This is a genomic window from Dechloromonas sp. HYN0024, from assembly GCF_003441615.1.
Lineage (GTDB): Bacteria > Pseudomonadota > Gammaproteobacteria > Burkholderiales > Rhodocyclaceae > Azonexus.
Genome location: NZ_CP031842.1, coordinates 2,772,530 through 2,796,213, shown reverse-complemented (window position 1 = coordinate 2,796,213; position 23,684 = coordinate 2,772,530). Strand labels below are relative to the sequence as shown.

Sequence of the window (23,684 nt, the reverse complement as noted above, 5' to 3'; positions counted from 1 at the left end):
CGGAACTGATGCCGTGAAGGGGGTTCAAGGCCAGGCCCGGGCGCCCCAGATCATGCGTTTGGCGACGAAGTGGCGGGCTGGTGGGCAGAGGTCAAGCGCGAGGAGGCCGAGGCCGCGGGCCAGTTTGAGCGGGCCGAAGTTGTTGGAGAAGCCGCGCACGATCTGGTCGGTGAACAAGGCGCTGCCGCGGCGGTCGAGGCGGCGGCTGGCGGCGTAGTCGGCGAGTGCGGCGGGGTCGAGGCCGTTGCCGAGGAGAATTTCGGCCAGTTGCCAGGCGTCGCGGATGCCGAGGTTGAAGCCCTGGCCAGAAACCGGGTGTAGCGTTTGCGCGGTATTGCCGATCCAGACCTCGTTGTCCTTGACCAGGGTGTCGCGCAGGCGCAGGGCGAGCGGAAAGCGGCTGCGTTTGCCCGGATTGGCGAAGCGCAGGCGCTGACCAAGCTGTTTTTGCAGAGCGTCGATGAAGGCGTCGTCGTCCATCGCCATCACCGCATCGGCCTTGGCCGGCGGCAGGGTGAATACGATGGAGTACTCGTCGCCGAGCGGCAGCAGGGCGAGCGGGCCGTCCGGTGTGAAACGTTCCCAGGCGCGCCGGTTGTGGCCCGGTGTCGGGATCACTTCGCAGATCACCGCGTGCTGGTCGTAGTCGCTGACCTTGACGGCCGGATTGTCGCCGGGAGTGCCCTCGGCGTGGACCAGCAGTCGGGTTTGGATGTTGCGCAGTTGACCGGCGTGGCGCAGCGACACGGTGACGTGCTCCGCGCCTGGGGTGATGTCGATCACTTCGGCTTCCGACAGAACGGCGTCGGCGGCAAGATTGGCAGCGAGTGCGCTAGCCAGGTCGCGGTAACGGACGACGTAGCCGAGGGCGGGCAGGGCGTATTCCTGATGGTCGATCAAGGTGCGGCCAAAACCATCTTTCTGTGAAACGTGAATGGTTTCGATCGGTGTCGCGGCACGGGTTGGCCAGCTATTGATCTGTTCGAGCAGCTGGCGGGCGCCATGTGACAGGGCAAGGGCGCGCGGGTCACCTTGCTGGGCTTGCGGCGGGCGACGGTCGAGCAGCAATGATTTTATGCCGCCGGCGGCAAGGGCCAGATGCAGCGTCATGCCGACCGGGCCGGCACCCATGATCAGGATGTCCACGTTTTCAATAACCGGGTTAGTCATGGCGCATGACTTCCTCAATCTCGGCCACCGTTTTCGGCGCCGTCGTGAATACCGCACAGCCATCTTCCGTGACCCGCACATCGTCCTCGATGCGGATGCCGATACCGGCCAGGGCGGGCGGAATGTCGGTCCCGGGGCGGATGTAGAGGCCTGGTTCGACGGTAAGTGTCATGCCGGGGACGAGCGTCGTCCATGCATCGCCGACTTTGTATTCACCGGCGTCGTGTACGTCGAGGCCGAGCCAGTGGCCGGTGCGGTGCATGTAGAAGCGGCGGAAATCGCCCTTGTCGATCAGGTTGTCGACGTTGCCGTGCAGCAACTTGAGGTCGACCAGGCCTTGCGTCAGGACGCGTACGGCGGCGTCGTGACCTTCCATGAAATGGCGTCCGGGGACGGTGGCCGCGATGGCTGCCGCCTGCGCGGCGAGGACGATTTGGTAAACGTCGCGCTGCGCAGCGTTGAAGCGGCCATTGACCGGGAAGCTGCGGGTGATATCGGCGGCGTAGCCGGCAACTTCGCAGCCGGCATCTATGAGGACCAGGGTGTTGTCGTTGAGGATCTTGTCGTTGGCCACGTAATGCAGCACGCAGGCATTCGCCCCGCCGGCGACGATGGGCGTGTAGGCGTGCGCGTCGGCACCGCGCTTCCTGAATTCATAGGTCAGTTCGGCTTCCAGTTCGTACTCTGCCATGCCGGGGCGGCAGGCGCGCATGGCGCGGGCGTGGCCGGCGCTGGCAATGTCGGCGGAGCGTTGCTGGATGTCGGCTTCGGCGTTGTCCTTGATCAGGCGCATGGCGTCGAGTTCGCAGCGCAGGTCGTGGATGGCGCGTGGCGCCCGCTTGCCGGCCCGGGTCTGGGCGCGGACTTCGTTGAGCGCTTTGGCGATGCGGCTGTCCCATGCGGCGTCGTGGCCGACGGCATGCCATAGCGTGTCGCGGTCAACAATGAGTTCAGCCAGTTTCTTGTCGAGTTGCTCGATGGGATAGGCAGCGTCGAAACCGAAGGCGGTCTTGGCGGCTTTCGGGCCATAGCGGTAGCCGTCCCAGATTTCCCGCTCTTCGTGCTTTTCGCGGCAGAAGAGGATGGATTTTGGCTTTTTTCCACCGACCAGTACGACGACGGCTTCCGGCTCGGGAAATCCGGTCAGGTACCAGAAGTAGCTATCGAAACGGTAGAGGTGGTGGGCGTCGCGGTTGCGGATGACTTCCGGTGCAGTGGGCACGATGGCTACGCCGTCGCCGATGATTTTCAGCAGGCGCTGGCGACGGGCGAGAAAGTGGGCGTGGCTCATGCGGTTGTCAGTTCCCGATCCAGTTCGGCAAGGCGTTGCGGTGTTCCTACATCGACCCAGCGGCCGGTAAAGCGTTCCCCAGTCAAGGTGCCGGCGGCGATCGCGGCGTCGAGCAGGGGGCGCAGCTTCATGACTGTGCCGGCTTGAATGTGGGCGAAGAAGGATGGCGAAAAAACAGAAATTCCGGCGTAGGTGAGCGTTTGCTCACCATGGGCGTAGATAACCTGCTCGCCATTCAGGCTGAAGTCGCCACCGGTGTGATGGGCCGGGTTGGCGACCATGACGAGGTGGGCCGATTTGTCGGCTAATAAGTGGGCACGGTTGAAATCCCAGTCGCAATAAACATCACCATTGACCACCAGGAAGGGCTGCTCGCCCAGCAGAGGCAGGGCGCTGGCAATGCCGCCGGCGGTTTCCAGTGCGCCCGGTGGTTCGGGTGAGTACTGGAGGCGCAGGCCCCACCGCGCCCCATTGCCAAGTGCTTGCTCGATCTGTGCCCCGAGATGGGCGTGGTTGATGACGATTTCCTTGAATCCTGCGGCCGCCAGTCGTTCCAGGTGCCAGACAATAAGCGGCTTGCCACCGGCCACCAGGAGCGGCTTGGGGGTGTGGTCAGTCAGCGGTCGCATGCGTTCGCCACGACCAGCGGCGAGGATGAAGGCTTTCATTGGGCTTTAGCGGCGATAACCGATCTGCTCGGTATTGCCTTCGAGCTTGTCGAGCAGGTTGAGCAAGGGCTTGAGCTGGACGTAGCGGTGGGCCGTCTTGCGGGCGTAGTTCATGAAGCGGGGCAGGTCTTCGCTGTATTTTTCCTTGCCGTCGCGGTATTTCAGGCGGCAGAAGATGCCGAGCACCTTGAGATGGCGTTGCAGGCCCATCAGTTCGTAGTCGCGCCAGAAGGCACCGAAATCCTCGCGTACGGGCAGGCCGGCGGCGCGGGCTTTTTCCCAGTAGCGGACGACCCAGTCGATTTCCTGTTCTTCTTCCCAGGAAATGAAAGCGTCGCGGAAGAGCGAGACGACGTCGTAGGTGATCGGGCCGTAAACCGCATCCTGGAAATCGATGATGCCCGGCGTCAGGCGCTCGGCACTTTCGACAACCATCAGGTTGCGCGGCATGAAGTCGCGATGGACGAACACCTTGGGCTGGTTGAGCGCCGAGTTGATGAGGAACTTGAAGGTCCGGTCGAGCATGGATTTTTCAGCGTCATCGAGTTCGACGCCGAGGTGGCGGCCGATGAACCATTCCGGGAAGAGATCGAGCTCGCGGCGCAGCAGGCTGCCATCGTAGGGCGGCAGGACCCCGGCGGTGGACGAGCATTGCCACTGGACCAGTGCGTCGAGTACCGGGCGGATCAACAGGTCGGCCAGGCTGAGGTCGGCGTTGAGCGCATCGAGGTAGCCGATGCGGCCGAGATCGGTGAGGACCAGGAAACCGTTATCGAGATCCTTGTCGAGAATGCGCGGCGCGGCGAGATCAGCCTTGGCGAGCAGGCCGGCGACGTGAATGAAGGGTTTGCAGTCTTCCTTCTCCGGCGGGGCGTCCATCAGGATGCGCGTCTGGCCATCCGGCCAGGTCAGGCGGAAATAGCGGCGAAAGCTCGCATCGGCCGAGGCCGGGGTGATGTGGACGGACTGTTCGGGAAAGCGACTGGCAACCCAGTCGGTAACAAGTTGATCGCGCGGCATGGGTTCCATAAGCGGCTTGGGTTCGCTTCGTTGTAAAATGGCGCGATTTTAACACTCGGGCATCGGCCGTTCCGGTCCCGGATTTTCACAGATTGCCCAGATGCCCGGTTTTTGCCGTCGTCCGCTTGCTGTTTTTGTCTGCTGCCTGTTTGTCGGGGCGCAGTCGAGCCATGCCGCCGACGATATCCTGCATCTGCGGCTGGCCAGCCTGGGGAACGGTGGCGAAGCACAGGCTGTATCTGAAGTCATGCAGCTGGCGGCGCTCGATGTACCGCTCCGGCTCCGTACCGAGCGTCGGTTCAATGTGCTGGGCAAGAAAAGGAATGTGCCGACGCCGGTCGTCGTCGGCATCGAACTGCCGGCTGCGCTACAAAAGGACGATACCTACCCGCTGTTCATCACGGCCGACCAGATCGAAGGCCAGACCGACGATTTGACGGTGGCCGAGGGCAATGTCGAGATGCGCAAGACGGGGTCGCTGGTTCTCGCTGATCGCATGACCTATCGTATGCTTGACGACGAGATCGAGGCTTTTGGTTCGGTTCGCGTGCTGCAGGACGGGGCCGAGATCAATACGCCGCATTTCCGGATGAAGCTTGACGAGCAACTGGGCTCGGCCGAAAAGGTCAGCTACCAGATACTCAAGGAAACCAAGAGCCGTTTCTATAGCCCGACGCAGACCGTCGTGACGGTGGCGAGCAGCAACGCCAACACCTCCGGTGCGCCGATGATGCTCAATGTCGCCAACAGCTACGGCCTGCCGACGCAGTCGCCGCCGCAGCGGCCGACCGAAGCCAACGGTCGGGCGGAACGCGTCGATTTCGAGGGTGAGAACCAATACACCTTCTGGTCGAATTCGTTTTCGACCTGCAAGCCGGGGCGTGAAGACTGGTATCTGAATACCGCCGAAACTCACCTCGATTACGACCGCAACGAAGGTACGGCCAGCCATGCCTCATTGTGGTTTGGCGGCGTACCGATCTTCTATTCGCCCGTTGTTTCTTTTGCCTTGAATGGTGAGCACCGCTCCGGTCTGCTGCATCCGCATTTTTCCATCTCGTCACGTAGCGGCTTCGACTTCACCCAGCCCTATTACTGGAATATCGCCCCCGACTACGATCTGACGCTGTATCCACGCTACATGAGCAAGCGCGGCTTTCAGCTCGGTGCCGAGGCGCGTTATCTGCAGCACAATTTCCAGGGCATGACCCGCGTCGAGTATCTGCCCAACGATGAGGTGCTCAATCGCCAGCGTTATGGCTACCGCATCGAGCATGTGCACAATCTCGGTCGCGGCGTGTCGGCCGCCGTTAACCTGAACGGTGTTTCCGACGATTTCTACTGGCAGGACATGTCGTCCCGCCTGTTGCAGACCTCGCTGACCCAGTTGCCCAGGCAGGTGGCGCTCAACTACTCGCCTTCGCCGTGGCTGCAGAGCAGCATGCAGGTCTTGCGCTACCAGACCCTGCAACTTGATCCGACGGCACCGGTGGCGCGTCCCTATTTCCTTGAGCCGCAGATCAATGTCATCGGCTACCGGCCGAATGTCCTGCATACCGATCTGAGCATGATCGGTCAGTATTCGCGCTTCACCCACGTTGATGTCGCCAAGGACCAGGGCGATCGTATCGTGTTTTATCCGCAGGTCTCGGTGCCTTTCGTCAATCCGGCTTTCCAGATCACGCCGAAATTCGGTCTGCACATGAGCAAGTACGCCCTGGACCGGCGCGACCCGGCGAGCACCGGTTTTCCGGATACCATCAGTCGCGCCCTGCCGACATTTACCCTCGATTCGACGGTGATCTTCGAGCGCGAAGGGGACTGGTTCGGCAAAGGCTATATCCAGACCCTGGAGCCGCGCCTCTACTACGTGAATATTCCATATCGCGACCAGAGCAAGATTCCGCTGTTTGATACCGGCCTCTCCGACTTCAATTTTGCCCAGATATTTTCCGAGAACCGCTACAGCGGCTACGACCGGATCAATGACGCCAACCAGTTGACGGCCGCCGTGACGACCCGTCTGCTCGACGGTGAAACCGGTGTCGAGCGTTTCAAGGCGATGGTGGGTCAGCGCAGTTACTTCAAGCCGCAGCAGGTCTCGATTGCCGGTGAAGTCGTTCGGACGGCCAATACCTCGAACCTGGTGGCGGCGGTAAACGGGCTGATTGCGCCGAAGACCTACTCCGACGTGGCCTGGGAGTACAACTACCACGACAACCTGAGTGAACGTTTCTCAGCTGGCGTCCGTTTCCAGCCGGAACTTGGCAAGGTCCTTTCGGCTAGTTACCGCTATACACGCAATCCCCTGACTACTACGTCAACCGTCGATCAGATCGACATGGCCGGGCAGTGGCCGCTGTCCTCGAAATGGTACGTGGTCGGGCGTTACAACTACTCGCTGCGTGACAAGAAGACACTGGAATCGATTGCCGGCGTCGAGTACAACGCCGGTTGCTGGGCCGTTCGCGTCGTTGGTCAGCGGCTGGCGGCGATTTCCGGGGCGCCTAACGACACATTGTTTTTCCAGCTAGAACTCAACGATTTCGGTAGTATCGGCACCAATCCGATCGGCCTGCTCCGGCGCAGCATTCCCGGCTACGGCAAAATCAACGAACTGCCCAATAGCGATCTGCTTGGCAATTAACGCAAAATGAAAGCCCGTTCCCGCTTTTCCGGCGCTCTTTCGCCAATTACCCAACAGGCCGCTCGCGGCACTCTGCTCAACTCCCAATGAACGCCATGACCAAACTTATCCGTCACCTGCTTGTCTTCATCTGCTGCCTTGGTGGCCTGCTGGCGCACCCGGTATTCGCGGCCCCGGCCGAGCCGGTCGAGGCCGACCGTATCGTTGCTGTCGTGGGCGACGAGGTGGTCACCTATGTCGACCTGCGGACCCGCCTGGCTGCTGCCCTCAAGCAATTGCAGAAGCAGGGTACGCCGCTGCCGCCGCAGGACGTGCTGGAACGCCAGATGCTGGAACGTCTGATCATGGAACGCGTACAGCTTCAATATGCCCGCGATTCCGGCATGAAGGTTGATGACAACCAGCTCGACCAAGCCATCGGACGCATTGCCGCAAGCAACAAGATGACGCTGCAGCAGTTCCGCTCGGCACTGGAAAAGGATGGCATGGAGTTCAAGCAGTTCCGCGAGGAAATCCGCAACGAGATGGTGACTGTTCGCCTGCGTGAGCGCGAGGTGGAAAGCAAACTGGTTATCTCTGACGGTGAAATCGACAATTATCTGGCCGACCAGACCAAGACAGGTGCCAGCGGTGGTGAGGAGTATCAGCTCGCGCACATCCTCCTGCGTGCCCCGGAGTCAGCCAGTCCCGAGCAGTTGCAAAAGCTGCGTCTGCGCGGCGAGCAGGCCCTCAAGCGGGCCGAGGCTGGCGAGAATTTCGCCCAGCTGACAGCCGCTTTCTCTGATGCGCCGGACGCCCTTCAGGGCGGTGACCTTGGCTGGCGTCCGCTGGACCGTCTGCCCGCCCTTTACGCCGAAGCCGGCGGCAAGCTGCAACCGGGGCAGGTCAGCCCCCTGCTCCGCTCGTCGGCCGGTTTCCATATCGTCAAGCTGATCAACAAGCGCGGTGGTAGCGCGCCGGCTTCCGTCCAGCAGACCCATGCTCGCCATATTCTGGTTCGCATCAACGAAGTGGTATCCGAAGCCGAGGCCAAACACCGGCTTGATGTGATTCGTGAACGGATCGTCAATGGTGTTGATTTTGCCGAGCAGGCCCGTCTTAACTCGCAGGATGGCTCGGCCGCCAAGGGCGGTGATCTGGGCTGGCTGAACCCGGGCGATACCGTGCCGGAATTCGAGCGGGCGATGGATGCACTGAAGATCAACGAACTCAGCCCGGTTGTCCAGTCGCCCTTCGGCATGCACCTGATCCAGGTCACCGAGCGCCGCGAGCGCGATGTCTCGGAAGAGCGCCAGCGCGGCTCGGCTCGTCAGGCCCTGCGTGAGCGCAAGCTCGATGAGGCCTACCAGGACTGGCTGCGCCAGTTGCGCGACCGTAGCTACGTCGAAAATCGCCTCGAAGAAAAGTGATGTACCCGGTCATCGCCGTGACCAGTGGCGAGCCGGCCGGTATCGGACCGGAAATCTGCTTGCGTCTGGCCGGCTATGCGGGTGATGCCCGGCCGGTCATTCTCGGTGACCGCGTCCTGCTGGCCGCACGGGCAGCGCAGCTTGGCCTTGAGGTCAGCCTGCGCGATTACGCGCCGGAAAATCCATTTTATCCGGACTGTCTCGAGGTCCTGCATCTGCCCGTGGCGGTGCCCTCGCGGGCCGGTCAACTCGATGCCGCCAATGGCCCCTATGTGCTGGCCCTGCTCGATCGGGCGCTGGCCGGCTGTCAGTCCGGTGAGTTTGCCGCGATGGCGACGGCACCGGTGCACAAGGGGGTCATCAACCAGGCTGGCGTACCGTTCACCGGCCATACCGAATACCTCGCCGAGCATACGGCGACGCCGCTTGTCGTCATGATGCTGGCCGGCGATACCGAACGCGGCCCACTGCGCGTCGCACTGGCCACGACGCATTTGCCGCTCAAGGACGTGCCGGCAGCGATTACCGCTGATGTCCTGGAAAAGACCTTGCGCATCCTGCACGCCGATCTGCGCGGCAAGTACGGCATCGCTCAGCCCCGCATCCTGGTCGCCGGCCTCAATCCGCACGCCGGGGAGGGGGGCTATCTCGGCATGGAGGAAATCGAGGTGATCACACCCGTGCTCGACAAGTTGCGGGCCGAAGGTATGTTGCTGTCCGGGCCGCACCCGGCAGACACCATGTTCACCCCGCCGATCCTGGCGCAGGGCGATGCCGTTCTGGCCATGTATCACGACCAGGGCCTGACAGCGCTCAAGTACGCGACTTTTGGCAAAGGCATCAACGTCACGCTCGGCCTGCCCATCATCCGCACCTCGGTCGATCACGGCACGGCGCTCGAACTGGCCGGCACCGGCCGGGCCGATCCCGGCAGCCTGTTCGAGGCGGTAGCCGAAGCGGCCCGTATGGCCATAAGGAAAACACAATGAAGGGTCACGTCGCCCGCAAACGCTTCGGCCAGAATTTTCTCGTCGACCACGGCATCATTGCCGCCATCGTCTCGGCCATCAATCCCGGGCGTGGCGACACGGTTGTCGAAATCGGTCCCGGTCTCGGGGCGATTACCGAGCCGCTGATGCAGCGTGTCGATCATCTGCACGTCGTTGAAATTGACCGCGACCTGATTGCACGCCTGAAAAAGCAGCACACGCCGCAACGCATGACCATCCACGAAGGCGACGCCCTGGCATTCGACTTTGCCAGCATCGGCAAGGATCTGCGTCTGGTCGGCAATCTGCCCTACAACATTTCGACGCCCCTGCTTTTCCATCTGGCCGACTATGTCGATGTCGTGCACGACATGCATTTCATGCTCCAGAAGGAGGTTGTCGAGCGTATGGTGGCCGAACCGGGCAATGCGGATTTCGGTCGCATGTCGGTGATGCTGCAATACCGTTTCTATCTGGAGTGGCTGATCGATGTGCCACCGGAAAGTTTCGATCCGCCGCCCAAGGTTCAGTCGGCTGTGGTCCGCCTGATCCCGAAGCCGGTATCGGAACTCAATGCGAAGAATCAGGAAAAGCTCGCGCAAGTCGTGCTCACGGCTTTTTCTCAGCGTCGCAAGATGCTGCGTAACACGATGAAGACCCTACTCAGTGACGAGGCGTTTGCCGAACTGGGTATTGACCCGACCAATCGACCAGAAAATATCCCGGTCGAGGATTACGTACGTATCGCCAACTATCTGAGCTGAGGGGCAACATGTTTCCCGAAGAAAAAAGAAAGCAGGAACGACATTCCTTCGAAAATCCCCCCGAAGGTGCGCTGTTTCTATTGAGTAATGGCGCCCGTCTGGAAGTCGCGGGAATCAACGATATTTCCAATTCCGGCGTCAGCCTCGGCCTGGATCAGCCACTGGTCGTTGCCCAGCAGGTTACGGTTGGATTCGCCGACGCTGCCGTTTGCGTGCAGGTGCGCGGTACCGTCACCTGGTGTGCGCCGGCTGACGATGCCACAAAGCCGGGCAGTTTTGCCGTCGGTATCGAACTGACCAGCCCGATGCTGCTTCTGTCGATGCTCAAGAAGCACTGAACTGCTTGCGCAGAAAAAAGGCGGATCAGGTCACCCTGTCCGCCTTTGGCATAAAGCCTGAAAAGCCTTGTGCTGATTCAGTCCTTCTTGGCCGGGCAGGTGTTCATGCCGAGCAGCGGATACAGCGGGCACCAGCCCATCAGGCCGGTGGCCAGGGGGACGATGCCGATGTAGCCCCAGACCGGCAGCATGCCGGCTGCGGTGGCGCCGATCAGGCCGGCGCCGGCAACGATGCGAAGGATTTTGTCGATACCGCCAACATTTGCAGCCATGGTGTGTTCTCCGTCAGTTTGTGTGGACAACGCCAATGTAACGGTGCTGCCGGGCAGTGTATGTAACCTCTGTCACACAGCCGCGAGTTTTTGCAGGCCGGCCCGGTCGGTAATGGTGATTTGTTCGCGGCCGAGCGTGACCAGCCCTTGCGCGGCAAAGCCCTTGAGCAGGCGGCTGACAATTTCGCGGACACTGCCCAGTTCGTCGGCTAATTGCTGGTGCGTGACGCCGAGGCTGGTTTCATTGCGGGCGACAATCAGCTTGGCCAGGCGCTGGTCGAGGCGGGCGAAAGCGACTTCCTCGACCAGTTGCATGAGTTCGCCGATGCGGTCGGCAAACAGGTGAAAAACGAAATCGCGGAAGGGCGGGTGTTCGACCATTAACGTGGCAAATGCACCGACGGGCAGGGCGAGCAGGGTCAGCGGCGTTTCGGCGATGCCACGGGCGTTGTAGTCGGTGTGGCCGAGCAGACAACTTGAGGAAATGATGCACGAACCACCCGGGGTGACGCGGTAGAGCATCAGTTCACGCCCGCTGGCCGCCAGTTTGATGACCTTGATGGTGCCTTCCAGCAGGAGCGGGAAGCCCTGGCAGGGCTGGCTTTCGGCAAAGACCTGGGTGCCGGCCGGCAGGTGCATGAGGGCCTGCGCCGTGAGCAATTCGGCCAGACGTCCGGCCGGCAAGCCGGCCAGTGCCGGGTACAGGGCCAGTACTTTTTCCCGGTTGGCGACGGCGTTCATGATCAGGCGTTCACCTCGGCCCACACCGGCGCATGGTCAGAGGGGCGTTCCAGTTTGCGCGGTGCGCGGTCGATGCCTGCTGCCGTGCATTGTTCGGCCAGCGGCTTGGAGAGCAGGACATGGTCGATACGCAGCCCCTGGTTTTTCTGGAAGCCGAGCATGCGGTAATCCCACCATGAGAAGGTCTTTTCCGGCTGCTCGAAGAGTCGGAAACTGTCGCTCAGGCCGAGGTCGATCAAACGCCGGAAGGCTGCCCGCTCAGGGGGTGAAACCAGAATGCAGTCGGCCCAGGCCTTGGGGTCATGTACGTCGCGGTCGTCGGGGGCGATGTTGTAATCGCCGCACAGGGCGAGTTTGGGGTGCTTCGCCATTTCCTCGCCGAGCCAGACTGCCAGCCCATCCAGCCAGCGCAGCTTGTATTCGTACTTGTCGCTGCCGACGGCCTGGCCGTTCGGCATGTAGGCGCCAATGATGCGGGTGTCGCCGACGGTGCCGCTGATCAGGCGCTTCTGTTCATCCGGGAAATGCGGGTTGCCGCAGACGACGTCGTGAATCGGCTGGCGGGCGAGCAGGGCGACGCCGTTGTAGGTTTTCTGGCCGGAAAAAGCGACGTGATAACCGGCTGCCTCGATCTCGGCGCGCGGGAAATTATGGTCTTCGAGCTTCAGTTCCTGCAGGCACAGGGCATCCGGGCTGGCGGCTGCGAGCCAGTCGAGGAGGTGTGGCAGGCGGACCTTCAGCGAATTGACGTTCCAACTGGCGATCTTCACTTGCTTGCGCCCACCGCCGGTTTGCTGCCCGGAGGCGCTGATTTCGGATAACTCGCCAGATCGAGCAGGTTGTTGTAGGCACCGGCCTCGAAGCCACGGAAACGCTGGCTGCCGACCTTGAGCGATGGAACGAAGACATCGCCGATCAATTGTTTCAGTTCCTCGAAATCCTCCGGCTTTTGCATCACCTTCTCCGTGAAGGGAATACCCCGGCTGTTGAGCAGGTCACGCGCCGCCTTGCATTCGCCGGGGCAGTCAGCCGAGGTGTACAGCACCACCGGGAAGGACTCGACCGCCCGCTTCATGGCAAACGAGAGCTTGTCGTCCGGCTCACCCTTGCCGCCTAATCGGCTTAGTCCTTTGGCCTTGCCCTGCGGCGGGGTGTCCGATATGACGGTGTTGCCGCTGGTGTCGGTCCACCGATACGTCTCGGCGGAGGCGCCGGCGGCGAGAACAATCAGCAGGCAGGTAAACAGATAGCGCATGGATATTCTCCGTGAACGACTTAGGCTGCAATCATACCGCTATGACGGAGCAGTGCATCGACACTCGGCTCGCGACCGCGAAACGCCTTGAAGGACTCGATGGCCGGACGCGATCCGCCGACCGACAGGATTTCGTCGAGGAAGCGCCGGCCGACCGTGGCGTCGAACGGATCGCCGGCCTCTTCGAAGGCGGCATAGGCATCGGCCGACAGCACCTCGGCCCACTTGTAGCTGAAATAGCCGGCCCCATAGCCGCCACCGAAAATATGCGAGAAGCTGTTGGGGAAGCGGTGCCAGGCCGGCGGCAGGAGCACAGCGACTTCCTGGCGAACCTGGTTGAGCACATCCATCACGGTCAGGCCCGATTTCGGGTCGAAGTCGGAATGGATGAGCATGTCAAAGAGCGAGAACTCGATCTGGCGCACGGCCATCATGCCGCTCTGGAAGTTGCGGGCAGCCAGCATCTTGTCGAACAGTGCGCGCGGCAAGGGGGCGCCGGTATCAACGTGGGCGGTCATGCCTTCGACGACTTCCCATTCCCAGCAATAGTTTTCCATGAACTGGGAGGGCAGTTCGACAGCATCCCATTCAACGCCGTGGATGCCCGAAACGCCGAGCTCTTCTCCACGTGTCAGCAGGTGATGCAGGCCGTGCCCAGTTTCGTGGAAGAGCGTGGTGACGTCGTCGTGCGTGAAGGTGGCCGGCTTGCCGCCAACCGGACGCGAGAAGTTGCAGTTGAGATAGGCGATCGGCTTCTGGATGCCATTACCCACCCGGCGGCGCGACCGGGCTTCGTCCATCCACGCCCCGCCGCGCTTGGTTTCGCGGGCGTAGAGGTCGAGGTAGAACTGGCCGACCAGATCGCCGGACGGCGTTTCCAGGCGGTAGAAGCGGACATCCTCGTGCCAGACCGGGGCAGTGTCGGGCTTGACCCTGACGTTGAACAGGCTCTCGATCACCTTGAACAGCCCGGCGAGTACCTTGGGCTCGGTGAAGTATTGCTTCACCTCCTGCTCGGAGAAGGCGTAGTTGGCCTGCAGCAGCTTTTCCGACACGTAGGCGGCATCCCACGGCTGGAAATCGGCGAGGCCGAGTTTGTCCTGGGCAAAGGCGCGCAGTTCGGCGATGTCCTTTGCGGCAAAGGGCTTGGCCTTGGCCGCCAGTTCGCGCAGGAAGGCGAGCACCTGGGCGGGGGTGTCGGCCATTTTTGGGGCCAGCGAGACTTCGGCGAAATTGTTGAAGCCGAGCATTTTCGCGTCATCCTCGCGGAGTTCGAGCATGCGGGCGATGATTGGCGTGTTGTCCCATTCCGGCTTGCTGGATCCGTCGTGGAATTCGGCGGCGCGCGTGGCGTAGGCACGATACAGGCGGGCGCGCAGGTCGCGGTTGTCGGCGTATTGCATGACCGGGCCATAGGAGGGGGCCTGCAAGCTGAAACGCCAGCCATCGACACCGGCTTTCTCGGCGGCGGTTTTGGCTGCTGCCTTGGCATCCTCGGGCAGGCCGGCGAGCAGGGTTTCGTCGGTGACTACCTCGGAGAAAGCGTTGGTGGCGTCGAGGAGGTTTTCGGCGAACTTGGCCGAGAGCTGCGACAGCTCTTCCATGATGGCCTGGAAACGCGGCTTCTGGTCTTCCGGCAATTCGGCACCGGAGAGGCGGAAGTCGCGGATTTCGTTGTTCACGACCTTTTTCTGTTCGACCGTCAGCGTGGTGTATTCGGTGCTGTCACGTAGCGCCTTGTATTTCTCGAACAGCTTGAGGTTCTGGCCGAGTTCGGCATAGAAGCGGGAGACTTCCGGCAGCATCTCGTTATAGGCCTCGCGCCAGGCGGGAATGTCATTGACCGAATGGAGGTGGCCGACAATGCCCCAGGCCCGGCCAAACGGCTCCAGGCCATCGGACAAGGCGCCGGCAAAGTCAGGCCAGGTGGCCGGCGTGGTGTCGGCCGTCAGACGTTCGATCAGTTCGCGTCCTTGTGAGAGCAGCGATTCGATGGCTGGTTTGACGTGTTCGGGCTGGACGGTGTCGAAGCGGGGGAGGTCAGTGAAGTCGAGAAGGGGATTGGTCATGTCGGCTCTGGGGAAATGAAAAAAGGGCGGTCATGGCCGCCCTGTGTTGTGTTTGCTTACAGCGTCTTGCCGGTCAGCTTTTCGTAGGCCTCGATGTACTTGGCGCTGGTTTTTGCAATGACGTCGGCCGGCAGCGAGGGGCCGGGGGCCACTTTGCCCCAGTCCAGGGTTTCCAGATAATCGCGGACGAACTGCTTGTCGTAGGAAGGCGGGTTCTTGCCTTCTTCGTACTGATCGGCCGGCCAAAAACGCGACGAGTCCGGGGTCAGGGCTTCGTCGATCAGGTGCAGGGTGCCGGCGGCGTCGATGCCGAACTCGAACTTGGTGTCGGCGATGATGATGCCGCGGGTACGGGCAAAGATGGACGCTTCTTCGTAAAGGCGGAGGGCAGCAATACGGGCTTCATCGGCCAGTTGGGCGCCGTTCTTGCCGGTGCCGGCGAGGGCCTCGGCCAGATCGGCAGCGCAGTTGGCCTGGGCGACGGCGAAGGAGACGTTCTCGTCGTGATCGCCGACGGCGGCCTTGGTGGCCGGGGTAAAGATTGGGGCGGGCAGCTTTTGCGCCATTTTCAGGCCGGGCGGCAGGGCGATGCCACAGATGGCGCCGGTTTCCTGATAGTCCTTCCAGCCGGAACCGATGACGTAGCCACGGACGACGGCTTCAATCGGCAGCGGACGCAGGCGCTTGACGACGACCGAGCGACCACGCACCTGAGCACGTTCGTTTTCGGCAACGACGGATTCCGGATCGACGCCGGTCAATTGGTTCGGCACGATGTGGCCGAGTTTTTCAAACCAGAAATCGGCTACGGCGGTGAGCACTTCGCCCTTGCGCGGAATCGGGTCCGGCAGGATGACGTCGAAGGCGGAGAGGCGGTCGGAGGTGACAATCAGCAGCTTGTCGGCGTCGACGGCGTAGATGTCGCGGACCTTGCCTTTGGAGAGCAGCGGCAGGCTGGTGATGGAGGACTGGAAGAGGGGAGCGGTCACGGCAGATTTCCCGAAAGCAAAAAAGAAGGATTATAAATTAATGTGCGCCATCTGCTTCGGCGGCGAGCTTTTTGCGCATCCGGCGTGTGCCCCAGAAAACCAGCCCAGCGATGATGGGGATCGACACGGCAGTAATCATGTCGGTGTTGAGGTGGTGCAGTTCTTTGGTGCCCTTGGCCAGGTACTGCACCAGTTGCGAGCCGTAATAGGTGAGGACGACGACGGAGAGTCCTTCGACCGTTTCCTGCAAGCGAAGTTGCAGCTTGGCGCGGCTATTCATCTGGCCGAGGAGTTCCTGGTTCTGGCGCTCCAGTTCGATGTCGACGCGGGTGCGCAGCAGCTGGCTGTTGCGGGCAACGCGGGCCGAGAGTTCTTCCTGGCGACGGCTGATCGCCTCGCAGGTATTCATCGCCGGCATCAGGCGGCGCTGCATGAATTCGAAAAAGGTCGGCAGGCCGGAGATGCGCGTTTCGCGCAGTTCTTCGATGCGCTGCATGACCAGCCCGTGATAGGCGCGTGAAGCACCGAAGCGGAAGGTGGTGCGGGCGACCGAGTGTTCGACCTCGGCGGCGAGCGAGGACAGCGTGCCAAGGACTTCACGTTCGTCGGTCGGCGACTTGGCCTGGCCGATGCGGTCCATCATTTCAGCCAGTTGCTTTTCGCCGGTATAAAGCCATTTGCCGACTTCCTTGGCGATGGGCAGGCCGAGTAGGGCCATCATCCGGTAGGTTTCGATCTCGCACAGGCGTTGCACGGTACGACCGGTCTGCCGCTGGGTCATGCCATCATTGAGGACGAGAAAGCGCGAGAAGCCGTTGTCGATCTTGAAGTCGGTAAAAATCCAGGCGGTGTTGTCGGCTACCCGTGCGGCGACCATCGTCCGGCCATTCGGGGTCAGGCTGGCGAGGATCGAATCCGGACTGATTTCTATGGTCGACCGCAACTCGACATGGGTGGCGACAATCAGCTTGCCGGGAATGCCGGACAGCCACTCGGGATGGACGGCATCGAAGGCGGTGACGTCGGGATGCAACTCCTCGCCGCTGGTCAGCGGGCGGAAGAAGGTATAGCTCGAAAATTCGGTATGCAGTTCCCAGCGCATGCGGAAGGCGCCGGTGTCGAGCATCATGTGCGCGTCCGAGCTTTCGATCGAATTGCAGACGTGACCCTGGCAGAGTTTCGCCAGATTGTCGCGCGCGGCTGGTGCTTTCTCTGTGCTGTGCTTGAAGACCAGGTGCGAGACGAGCATGGCGCCGACCAGAGGGATCGGTGGCCGGGCGTGGAATTCGTTATTGAGACGCTGGCGGAGCGGGTGCTCCTGAAGGTCAGGAAGCATCAGGCGAGGGTGCATGGTGGCGATCGATGGTGTCGTTGTTGCGGCGCAACAGATTGTATCTTAAGCAAATCAGGATACGGTGAGTGGCGCACGCTTGCGCCCGAATTCCTTTTTCGGTCGGGCTGTCGACCGGTCCCGAATGACCTGGTAGAAACGCTCGCCGGCTGCGCGGAGGGCGCTTGCTGGTCGGGTGAAAACGTGCCCAACACCTTCCTCCGGTGTCCCGGCCGGAAGATCAGCTAGACCGATTAATACATGGCAGGTACCTGTTCTTGCTGGATTATTCAGTGATGGCGGCTGTGTTTTCCTGCGTGCTTACCCTGCACGTGATCGACAAAGTCCTTAAAATACGCCGCCATGAAGTCTCCTTTCTTTCCTTCGTCGTTGTGCCGCTCCCTGTTTCTGACCCTGTCGGCCGGCCTGCTGCTGGGCGCCTGCCACGCCACGAAAGCGCCTCGCTCCTATCAGTCGGAGACCTTCACCAGCGAAACGCCCTTTCAGTACTACAGCAGCCGCGAAGCTGAAGGGGCTTGTGAAGTTGGCAAGCGCGCCTTGCTCAGCCAGGGCTACCAGATCGGCGAAGAGAAGCCACACAGCATTCGCGGCGAAAAGTTTTTCCGGCCGCGGGCCGATGAGGCAACACGCCTGAGCATTACCCTGGTTTGCCTGCCGAGCAGTCTGGGGGCGGTCATTTACGCCAGTGCCCTGGAAACCCAGTTCGAGATGAAATCAAAAGGCAGCAGTGCCGGTGTCAGCGTTTCGGCGCTCGGTTCGGTGTCGCTGCCTTGGGCCATCGACAAGGACACCCTGGTCAAGGTTGGTGAGGAGACGGTTATCGCACCGGATTTCTACCAGCGCCTTTTCGACCTGATCAAGTCGCTTGATACGTAAATTACGGCCAGCAACTGTGAGGTCGCGGCGTAATTTCCCCGGCGCGAAATTTTCAGACGGGCAATAAGCGACCCGACAGCGTGCCCCGGAGTGCTATCGTTGAGCACATCGTCAGTGATTGGCGGTGCCGGGTGTGGGTTCGTCATGCCTGCCGGCTTACCGTCGTGCCTTGAGGTCTATGCATCTCCTATCGAAAACCGATCAACAACTGATCTTTCATCCCCTCGACTTCACCCTGACGGTGCTGCGTAATTTCAGCCGCAACCAGGGCTTGTTGCTGGCCGGGGCGGTGGCGTATTACGGCTTGCTGTCGTTGTTGCCGATGATTTCGCTGTCGGTGCTGGTGCTGTCGCACTGGGTCGATCAGGCCGAGTTGCTGGCAACCTTGCAGCGCTATCTGGAATGGCTGGTGCCGAGTCAGGCTGCTGCGGTGTTGTCCGATGTCTCTGGCTTTATCGATAACGGCGTGTCGATTGGTGTGGTCCTGCTGGGCACCATGCTGTTCTTCAGTTCGCTGACTTTTTCCATTTTGCAGAAGGCGATGGCGCAGATATTTGCCCATCGTCATGTTTCGAAGAAGCGCCACGCCGTGATTGTTGCGCTGTTGCCCTATAGCCTGGTCCTGCTGGTTGGCGTGGCTTTGTTCGGCATCACGGTGCTGTCGGTGACCATCCTCGGCGTGGCGCAGGAAAGCCTCCATCTGTTCGGGAGTGACTGGTCGCTGCGCGGCTGGTCCGGACCGGCTTTTTACGCCTTGGGGCTGGCTTCGGAAGTCCTCATTCTGACCTTCTTCTACATTGTTCTGCCGGTCGGCCGAACCCGCGTTCGTCACGCCCTGCTAGGGGCGGTGGTGATTACACTGATCTGGGATGTCATCCGCCATGTGCTGGTCTGGTATTTCACCACACTGTCAAAAGCCAGCGTGGTGTACGATTCCCTGACCACAGCCGTGGTGGTGCTGTTCAGTATCGAGCTGGCGGCGACCCTGCTGCTGCTCGGCGCGCAGGTTATTTCGGAGTATGAGCAACTGGAGTGGACGCTAGGCAGTTGAGTGCTGGCGGCGGCGATGCGCACTCAAGGCCGGCAGGTGGCTGCGTCACTGAAGTAAGCGCCGATGCCCAGCTTGCGCAGGCGTTGCAGGTAGCAGTCGTGGCGGGCGACCCACTGATAGCCACGGTCGTCGGCGAGCAGGCCGGGTAGGTTGGTCAGGTCGATTTCGGCAATGCGCAGGTCGTGGCCGCCGGTGGTTTCGACCAGCCCTTCAACCAGCAGCAGGTCGGAGATGAGGTAGGCGGCATGCTTGCGTTCGCTGCCCAGGCGCTCGGCCATGTCGTCAAGGCTCAGGCTGGCAACGGTGTCGACGGTGGCACGGAGTCGGGTCGGGGAGATTTCGCTGAGGCCGGCCGGAAGATTGAACAGGTTGGCGACGGCAGGGGCGACACCGCGGGTGACCGGGCGGCTGATGGCCGTCATTGTCGCGCCTTGTGGCAGGTCGCGGGCGATCCCTGGCAGGCGGCTGCGTAGCAGGCGGCGGGCACTGTCCACTTCTGCTCGGCTCATCGGTTGTAGCTGGCAGGGCAGTTCGGTGGCGTTACGCAGGGCCTTGCACAGTTCGCGGTGCCATAATTTCTGGCCGAACAGGGCGCCGAACGAGTGGCTATTGCCGGCGATCTGCAGGCTGCCGCCGCCGATATCCAGAATGTGCGACGTGGTCAGCCGGTCACCCAGTAACTGTTGCGCCCCCTGATAGCCGTAGGCGCCTTCCTGACGCTGCGGGATGACGATCACAGCAACGCCGCTGGCCTGGCGAATGGCGGCGAGGTCGCTGGCGAGTTGCCGGCGGTCTTCGCTGGCGGCGATGCGCCAGGCCGAAAAGCCGCCGCCAAGACGTGGGCAGTCGGTGGCAAAACCGCCGCTGGCCGGCAGGTCCCGCAGGGCTGCGATGGTCGGCGGAAAGGTTTCGGCCAGGCCGCGCCCGGCCGACAGGGGGGTGAGGTAGTCGATGTCGGCGCGCCGGATTTCCGGGTGACCGGATTGACCGGCGCGAATGCCGGAAGAGCCCATGTCGAAGGCGATGCGACAGGGCTCCCCAGCCATCGCCAGGGTGGCGAGCAGGCAGCTGGCCAGTCCGGCCAGCTGTCGGCAGAGGCGGTTCATGCCGCTCAGAGGTGGAGGTAGCCCATGATGCCGGCAACCACACCCAGTGCCGATGATCCATAGACCCCGACCAGCATCCAGCGCTTGCGGGTGAGCAGGGTGATGGCAGAGAGGGCGATGGCGATCTGGATCAGCGTCGTGGCCAGGGCCCAGCGCTCGTGCACGTGCATTTCCTGATTGCTGTGGTGGTCGGAAGCCTTGGCTTCGGCTTCAAGTTTCTCGGCCTCGACCTTGATCTCTTCCTTTTCCTTCTTGTATCGCTCGATGGCCTGCTTGAACTTTTCCTGGTCCTCACCGTGGGTCAGCACGACCGACAGTTCGGCCAGGTTCTGCTTGTTGCTCTTGGCCTGGTAGTAGTTCCACTGGTTGGAGGCAGCGGTTTTCTGGATGGCTGCATCGTTCTTGAAGAGCAGCGCGGCGTTTTGCGAGTGACCGCCCATGTAGCCGAAGATGGCACCGACGGTCGACAGGACGGCGGTGAGAACCGCGATGCGCGAGGTGAAATTGTCGCCGCCGTGCTGGGCAACGTGTTCGACTTCGTGATCGTGCGGGCCATGAACGTGAAAACCGTGTCCGGACATTGACTTTCCTTTTTGCAAATGGGTTCGGCGAAGCGGCGTATTTTATATCCGCTGGCGCTGAATGGAATATCGGCACTCGGCGTGCTGCGTTGTCGCAAAAGTGACTAAAAAGCGATTCGTGACAAATAGTGTGAAATATTTCCGAGCCTATGGCTTTCGTTATATTACCATTCGCCTATATTGTGATTTGCGAGGAAAGCTCAATGAGTGCAAGCCAGGATCGCCGGATTAAGAAAGATAGACGTGGGCGTGACATCGGGCCACCGCCCGACTGGAATGATCGCCGCCATAGTGTCGAGCGTCGTCTGCCCACGGCCGAAGTCACCGAGATGTCGGCCGAGGACTTCGCGCTGTATTTCGGCAACATGCCGGCTGCCCGGCAGATAGACAACTACCTCCTCGACAAGGCGGCCGAAGTGTTCGATTCGACGCGTACCCTGTATTGACCGATTTCCAGCGATCGTAAAAAAGCCGCCCGCAGGCGGCTTTTTTCTTGGCCCTGGCTGATGCCTATTTGACGATCTGGTTCAGTTCGCCCTTGGTGTAACGCTCGGCCATCTTTTCCAGCGACATCGGCTTGATCTGGCTGGCGCGGCCGGCACAGCCGAAGGCTTCGAAGCGGGCCAGACAGATTTTCTTGGCTGCTTCGCGGGCCGGCTTGAGGTAGTCGCGCGGGTCGAACTTGCCGGGGTTCTCGAACAGATAGCGGCGAACGGCACCGGTCATGGCGAGGCGGATGTCAGTGTCGATATTGACCTTGCGCACGCCGTGCTTGATGCCCTTGACGATTTCCTCGACGGGCACGCCGTAGGTTTCCTTCATGTCGCCGCCGAATTCGCGGATTTCGGCCAGCAGTTCCTGCGGCACACTCGACGAGCCGTGCATGACGAGGTGGGTGTTCGGGATGCGGGCGTGGATTTCGGCGATGCGGTCGATGGCGAGGATGTCCCCCGTCGGCTTCTTGGTGAACTTGTAGGCGCCGTGGCTGGTGCCAATCGCGATGGCGAGAGCGTCGCAGTTGGTCTGCTTGACGAAATCGGCCGCCTGCTCGACGTCGGTCAGCAGTTGTTCGCGCGTCATCGTGCCTTCGGCGCCGTGGCCGTCTTCCTTGTCACCCATCATGGTTTCGAGCGAGCCGAGGACACCCAGTTCGGCCTCAACCGAGACGCCGATGGCGTGGGCAAACTTGACCACTTCGCGGGAGACACCGACGTTGTACTCATACGAGGCGGTGGTCTTGCCGTCGGCTTCGAGCGAACCGTCCATCATCACCGAGGTGAAGCCTGAGCGGATGGCCGCCATGCAGACAGCCGGACTCTGGCCGTGGTCCTGGTGCATGACGATGGGCAGGTTGGGATAGGCTTCGAGGGCGGCGAGAATCTGGTGGCGCAGGAAGGGCTCGCCGGCATATTTGCGGGCGCCGGCCGAGGCCTGCATGATGACCGGGGCGTCGATCTGGCTGGCCGCTTCGCAAATGGCCCAGACCTGTTCCATGTTATTGACGTTGAAGGCGGGCAGACCGTAGCCGTTTTCAGCGGCGTGGTCGAGCAGTTGGCGCATGGATACGAGCGGCATGGGGACTCCTGTTCGGGTTCTTGATTAGGTAATCGGACTATTTTAAGTGATTTGATGTTCGCCGACGCGGACGATCTTGAGCGTGTTGGTGCCGCCGGTCGAGCCGATTGGTTCGCCGATGGTGAGGGCCATCAGATCGCCCAGTTCAACCACACCACGGTCGATCAGCAGTTGCTCGGCTTCGGCCAGCAGCAGGTCGCGGTCAGTGTGCTGCTGATTCATGAGCAACGGGCAGACGCCACGGTAAAGGGCCATGCGGCCGACCGACTCGGCATCCGGCGTCAACGCATAAATCGGCACGCCGCAGTTCATTCGGCTCATCCACAGCGCCGTGGAGCCGGACTGGGTGAGGGCGGCGATGGCCTTGACCTTGAGGTGATGGGCCGTCCAGATGGCGGCCATGGCAATCGACTGGTCGATGCGCGTGAACACCCGGTCGAGAAATTCGCGGTCGAGGGTGATTTCGGCTGAACGCTCAGCTTCGACGCAGATGCGCGCCATCGACTCAACGACTTCGACCGGGTATTTGCCGGCCGCCGTTTCGGCCGAGAGCATCACCGCATCGGTGCCGTCGAGGACAGCATTGGCTACATCGGAAACTTCAGCGCGGGTTGGTACCGGCGACGAGATCATCGACTCCATCATCTGCGTGGCGGTGATGGTCAGCTTGTTCTTGTCGCGTGCCATGCGGATCATCTTCTTCTGCAGGGCAGGCACGGAGGCGTCGCCGACTTCGACGGCAAGATCGCCGCGGGCGACCATGACGCCATCCGAGGCGTCGAGAATATCGGCGAGATTTTCAACGGCTTCAACCCGCTCGATCTTGGCGATCAGAACGGCCATGCTGCCGGCGGCGCGCAGCAACTGGCGGGCCATGTACATGTCAGCGGCGCTTTTCGGGAAAGAAACGGCAACGAAATCGACGCCGATCTGGGCCGCCGTCTTGATGTCTTCCATGTCCTTGGCGGTCAGGGCCGGGGCGGTCAGGCCGCCACCCTGGCGATTGATTCCCTTGTTGTTCGAGAGCTCGCCGCCAACCAGCACGCGGGTATGGATTTCATGCCCGCGCACGCCAGTGACTTGCAGTTTCAGGCGGCCATCGTCGAGCAGGAGGATGTCGCCATGCACGACATCCTTCGGCAGATCCTTGTAGTCAAGGCCGACGCGCTCCTGATTGCCGAGCGTGCACTGGGCATCGAGGATGAATGGTTCGCCAATGACCAGCGTGATCTTGCCGGACTCAAACTTGCCGACGCGAATCTTCGGTCCCTGCAGGTCGCCGAGAATGCCGACCGTCCGGCCATACTTGGCGGCAGCGGCGCGAATGGCGTCGGCGCGGGCCTTGTGGTCATCGGCCGTGCCGTGCGAGAAATTCATCCGGACGACATCAATGCCGGCCTGGACCATGCGCTCCAGCACCTCCGGCGTCGATGAGGCGGGGCCGAGGGTGGCAACAATCTTGGTGTGGCGTGACATGTCTTCTCTATCCCTTTGTTCTTATAGTGGTTTTTGCAGCGACCGC

At 61.6% G+C, this 23,684-nt stretch carries 23 protein-coding genes; 8 read left to right on the top strand and 15 right to left on the bottom strand.

Annotated features, from left to right (window positions below):
• Positions 1 to 24: 24 nt before the first annotated feature.
• Genes HYN24_RS13435 through HYN24_RS13420 form a run of 4 tightly spaced genes read right to left on the bottom strand, consistent with a single transcriptional unit; the run spans position 25 to position 4,149 of the window.
• The gene (locus HYN24_RS13435) at positions 25 to 1,170 is read right to left on the bottom strand and encodes an FAD-dependent monooxygenase (protein WP_117609720.1); all 1,146 of its coding nucleotides are present in this window, start codon (positions 1,168 to 1,170) and stop codon (positions 25 to 27) included.
• Positions 1,163 to 2,461 carry an aminopeptidase P N-terminal domain-containing protein gene (locus HYN24_RS13430; protein WP_117609719.1) on the bottom strand — a complete coding sequence of 433 codons (1,299 nt, stop codon included), beginning with the start codon at positions 2,459 to 2,461 and terminating at the stop codon, positions 1,163 to 1,165. The genes HYN24_RS13435 and HYN24_RS13430 overlap by 8 nt, the downstream gene beginning before the upstream one ends.
• Positions 2,458 to 3,129 (bottom strand): N-acetylmuramate alpha-1-phosphate uridylyltransferase MurU, encoded by a 672-nt coding sequence (gene murU, locus HYN24_RS13425; protein ID WP_117609718.1) that lies wholly within the window; start codon positions 3,127 to 3,129, stop codon positions 2,458 to 2,460. Before murU ends, HYN24_RS13430 begins: the two co-directional genes overlap by 4 nt.
• Positions 3,130 to 3,135: 6 nt before the next feature.
• Entirely contained in the window at positions 3,136 to 4,149 is a 1,014-nt protein-coding gene (locus HYN24_RS13420; RefSeq protein WP_117610392.1) for an aminoglycoside phosphotransferase family protein, read from the bottom strand.
• 100 nt (positions 4,150 to 4,249) lie between these two features.
• Between HYN24_RS13420 and HYN24_RS13415 the strand changes: the two genes are divergently transcribed.
• From HYN24_RS13415 to HYN24_RS13395, 5 genes are all read left to right on the top strand, one after another.
• Positions 4,250 to 6,796, top strand: coding sequence for an LPS-assembly protein LptD (locus HYN24_RS13415; protein ID WP_117609717.1), 2,547 nt, complete (start codon positions 4,250 to 4,252; stop codon positions 6,794 to 6,796).
• 95 nt (positions 6,797 to 6,891) lie between these two features.
• Positions 6,892 to 8,205: a peptidylprolyl isomerase gene (locus HYN24_RS13410; protein WP_117609716.1), complete on the top strand. Its 1,314-nt coding sequence runs from the start codon at positions 6,892 to 6,894 to the stop codon at positions 8,203 to 8,205.
• Complete coding sequence (pdxA, locus tag HYN24_RS13405; RefSeq protein ID WP_117609715.1) at positions 8,205 to 9,194, top strand: 4-hydroxythreonine-4-phosphate dehydrogenase PdxA; 990 nt, start codon at positions 8,205 to 8,207, stop codon at positions 9,192 to 9,194. Before HYN24_RS13410 ends, pdxA begins: the two co-directional genes overlap by 1 nt.
• On the top strand, positions 9,191 to 9,958 hold the full coding sequence (gene rsmA, locus HYN24_RS13400) for a 16S rRNA (adenine(1518)-N(6)/adenine(1519)-N(6))-dimethyltransferase RsmA (RefSeq protein ID WP_117609714.1): 768 nt from the start codon (positions 9,191 to 9,193) through the stop codon (positions 9,956 to 9,958). The genes pdxA and rsmA overlap by 4 nt, the downstream gene beginning before the upstream one ends.
• Positions 9,959 to 9,966: 8 nt before the next feature.
• A complete protein-coding gene (locus HYN24_RS13395) occupies positions 9,967 to 10,296 on the top strand; it encodes a PilZ domain-containing protein (RefSeq protein WP_117609713.1) in 330 nt (109 codons plus the stop codon).
• A gap of 77 nt (positions 10,297 to 10,373) precedes the next feature.
• Here the strand turns inward: HYN24_RS13395 and HYN24_RS13390 are convergent, their stop codons facing one another.
• The 7 genes from HYN24_RS13390 to HYN24_RS13360 form a co-directional block, all read right to left on the bottom strand.
• Complete coding sequence (locus HYN24_RS13390) at positions 10,374 to 10,568, bottom strand: DUF2892 domain-containing protein (protein ID WP_117609712.1); 195 nt, start codon at positions 10,566 to 10,568, stop codon at positions 10,374 to 10,376.
• A 72-nt stretch (positions 10,569 to 10,640) separates the two neighbouring features.
• Positions 10,641 to 11,309 carry a Crp/Fnr family transcriptional regulator gene (locus HYN24_RS13385; RefSeq protein WP_117609711.1) on the bottom strand — a complete coding sequence of 223 codons (669 nt, stop codon included), beginning with the start codon at positions 11,307 to 11,309 and terminating at the stop codon, positions 10,641 to 10,643.
• A gap of 2 nt (positions 11,310 to 11,311) precedes the next feature.
• Positions 11,312 to 12,079: an exodeoxyribonuclease III gene (gene xth, locus HYN24_RS13380; RefSeq protein ID WP_117609710.1), complete on the bottom strand. Its 768-nt coding sequence runs from the start codon at positions 12,077 to 12,079 to the stop codon at positions 11,312 to 11,314.
• On the bottom strand, positions 12,076 to 12,564 hold the full coding sequence (locus tag HYN24_RS13375; RefSeq protein WP_117609709.1) for a glutaredoxin family protein: 489 nt from the start codon (positions 12,562 to 12,564) through the stop codon (positions 12,076 to 12,078). The genes xth and HYN24_RS13375 overlap by 4 nt, the downstream gene beginning before the upstream one ends.
• Before the next feature lie 20 nt (positions 12,565 to 12,584).
• Positions 12,585 to 14,633, bottom strand: coding sequence for a M3 family metallopeptidase (locus HYN24_RS13370; RefSeq protein ID WP_117609708.1), 2,049 nt, complete (start codon positions 14,631 to 14,633; stop codon positions 12,585 to 12,587).
• A 56-nt stretch (positions 14,634 to 14,689) separates the two neighbouring features.
• The gene (locus HYN24_RS13365; RefSeq protein WP_117609707.1) at positions 14,690 to 15,622 is read right to left on the bottom strand and encodes a phosphoribosylaminoimidazolesuccinocarboxamide synthase; all 933 of its coding nucleotides are present in this window, start codon (positions 15,620 to 15,622) and stop codon (positions 14,690 to 14,692) included.
• A gap of 37 nt (positions 15,623 to 15,659) precedes the next feature.
• Positions 15,660 to 16,973, bottom strand: coding sequence for a DUF3422 family protein (locus tag HYN24_RS13360; RefSeq protein ID WP_205421394.1), 1,314 nt, complete (start codon positions 16,971 to 16,973; stop codon positions 15,660 to 15,662).
• A gap of 342 nt (positions 16,974 to 17,315) precedes the next feature.
• Between HYN24_RS13360 and HYN24_RS13355 the strand changes: the two genes are divergently transcribed.
• Both HYN24_RS13355 and HYN24_RS13350 read left to right on the top strand, forming a co-directional pair.
• Complete coding sequence (locus tag HYN24_RS13355) at positions 17,316 to 17,849, top strand: DUF2242 domain-containing protein (protein ID WP_117609706.1); 534 nt, start codon at positions 17,316 to 17,318, stop codon at positions 17,847 to 17,849.
• Positions 17,850 to 18,027: 178 nt separating this feature from the next.
• A complete protein-coding gene (locus tag HYN24_RS13350; protein WP_117609705.1) occupies positions 18,028 to 18,900 on the top strand; it encodes a YihY/virulence factor BrkB family protein in 873 nt (290 codons plus the stop codon).
• 23 nt (positions 18,901 to 18,923) lie between these two features.
• Here the strand turns inward: HYN24_RS13350 and HYN24_RS13345 are convergent, their stop codons facing one another.
• Together HYN24_RS13345 and HYN24_RS13340 are read right to left on the bottom strand one after the other, a co-directional pair.
• Positions 18,924 to 20,006, bottom strand: a complete 1,083-nt coding sequence (locus HYN24_RS13345; RefSeq protein WP_117609704.1) for a hypothetical protein — start codon at positions 20,004 to 20,006, stop codon at positions 18,924 to 18,926.
• 5 nt (positions 20,007 to 20,011) lie between these two features.
• Entirely contained in the window at positions 20,012 to 20,587 is a 576-nt protein-coding gene (locus HYN24_RS13340; RefSeq protein WP_117609703.1) for a DUF4337 domain-containing protein, read from the bottom strand.
• 203 nt (positions 20,588 to 20,790) lie between these two features.
• Here HYN24_RS13340 and HYN24_RS13335 point away from each other — a divergent pair, with 203 nt between their 5' ends.
• Entirely contained in the window at positions 20,791 to 21,033 is a 243-nt protein-coding gene (locus tag HYN24_RS13335) for a hypothetical protein (RefSeq protein WP_117609702.1), read from the top strand.
• A 64-nt stretch (positions 21,034 to 21,097) separates the two neighbouring features.
• Here HYN24_RS13335 and fba read toward each other — a convergent pair whose 3' ends face one another.
• On the bottom strand, positions 21,098 to 22,162 hold the full coding sequence (fba, locus tag HYN24_RS13330; protein WP_117609701.1) for a class II fructose-bisphosphate aldolase: 1,065 nt from the start codon (positions 22,160 to 22,162) through the stop codon (positions 21,098 to 21,100).
• Positions 22,163 to 22,204: 42 nt separating this feature from the next.
• Positions 22,205 to 23,638, bottom strand: coding sequence for a pyruvate kinase (gene pyk / locus HYN24_RS13325; protein WP_117609700.1), 1,434 nt, complete (start codon positions 23,636 to 23,638; stop codon positions 22,205 to 22,207).
• Positions 23,639 to 23,684 lie beyond the last annotated feature (46 nt).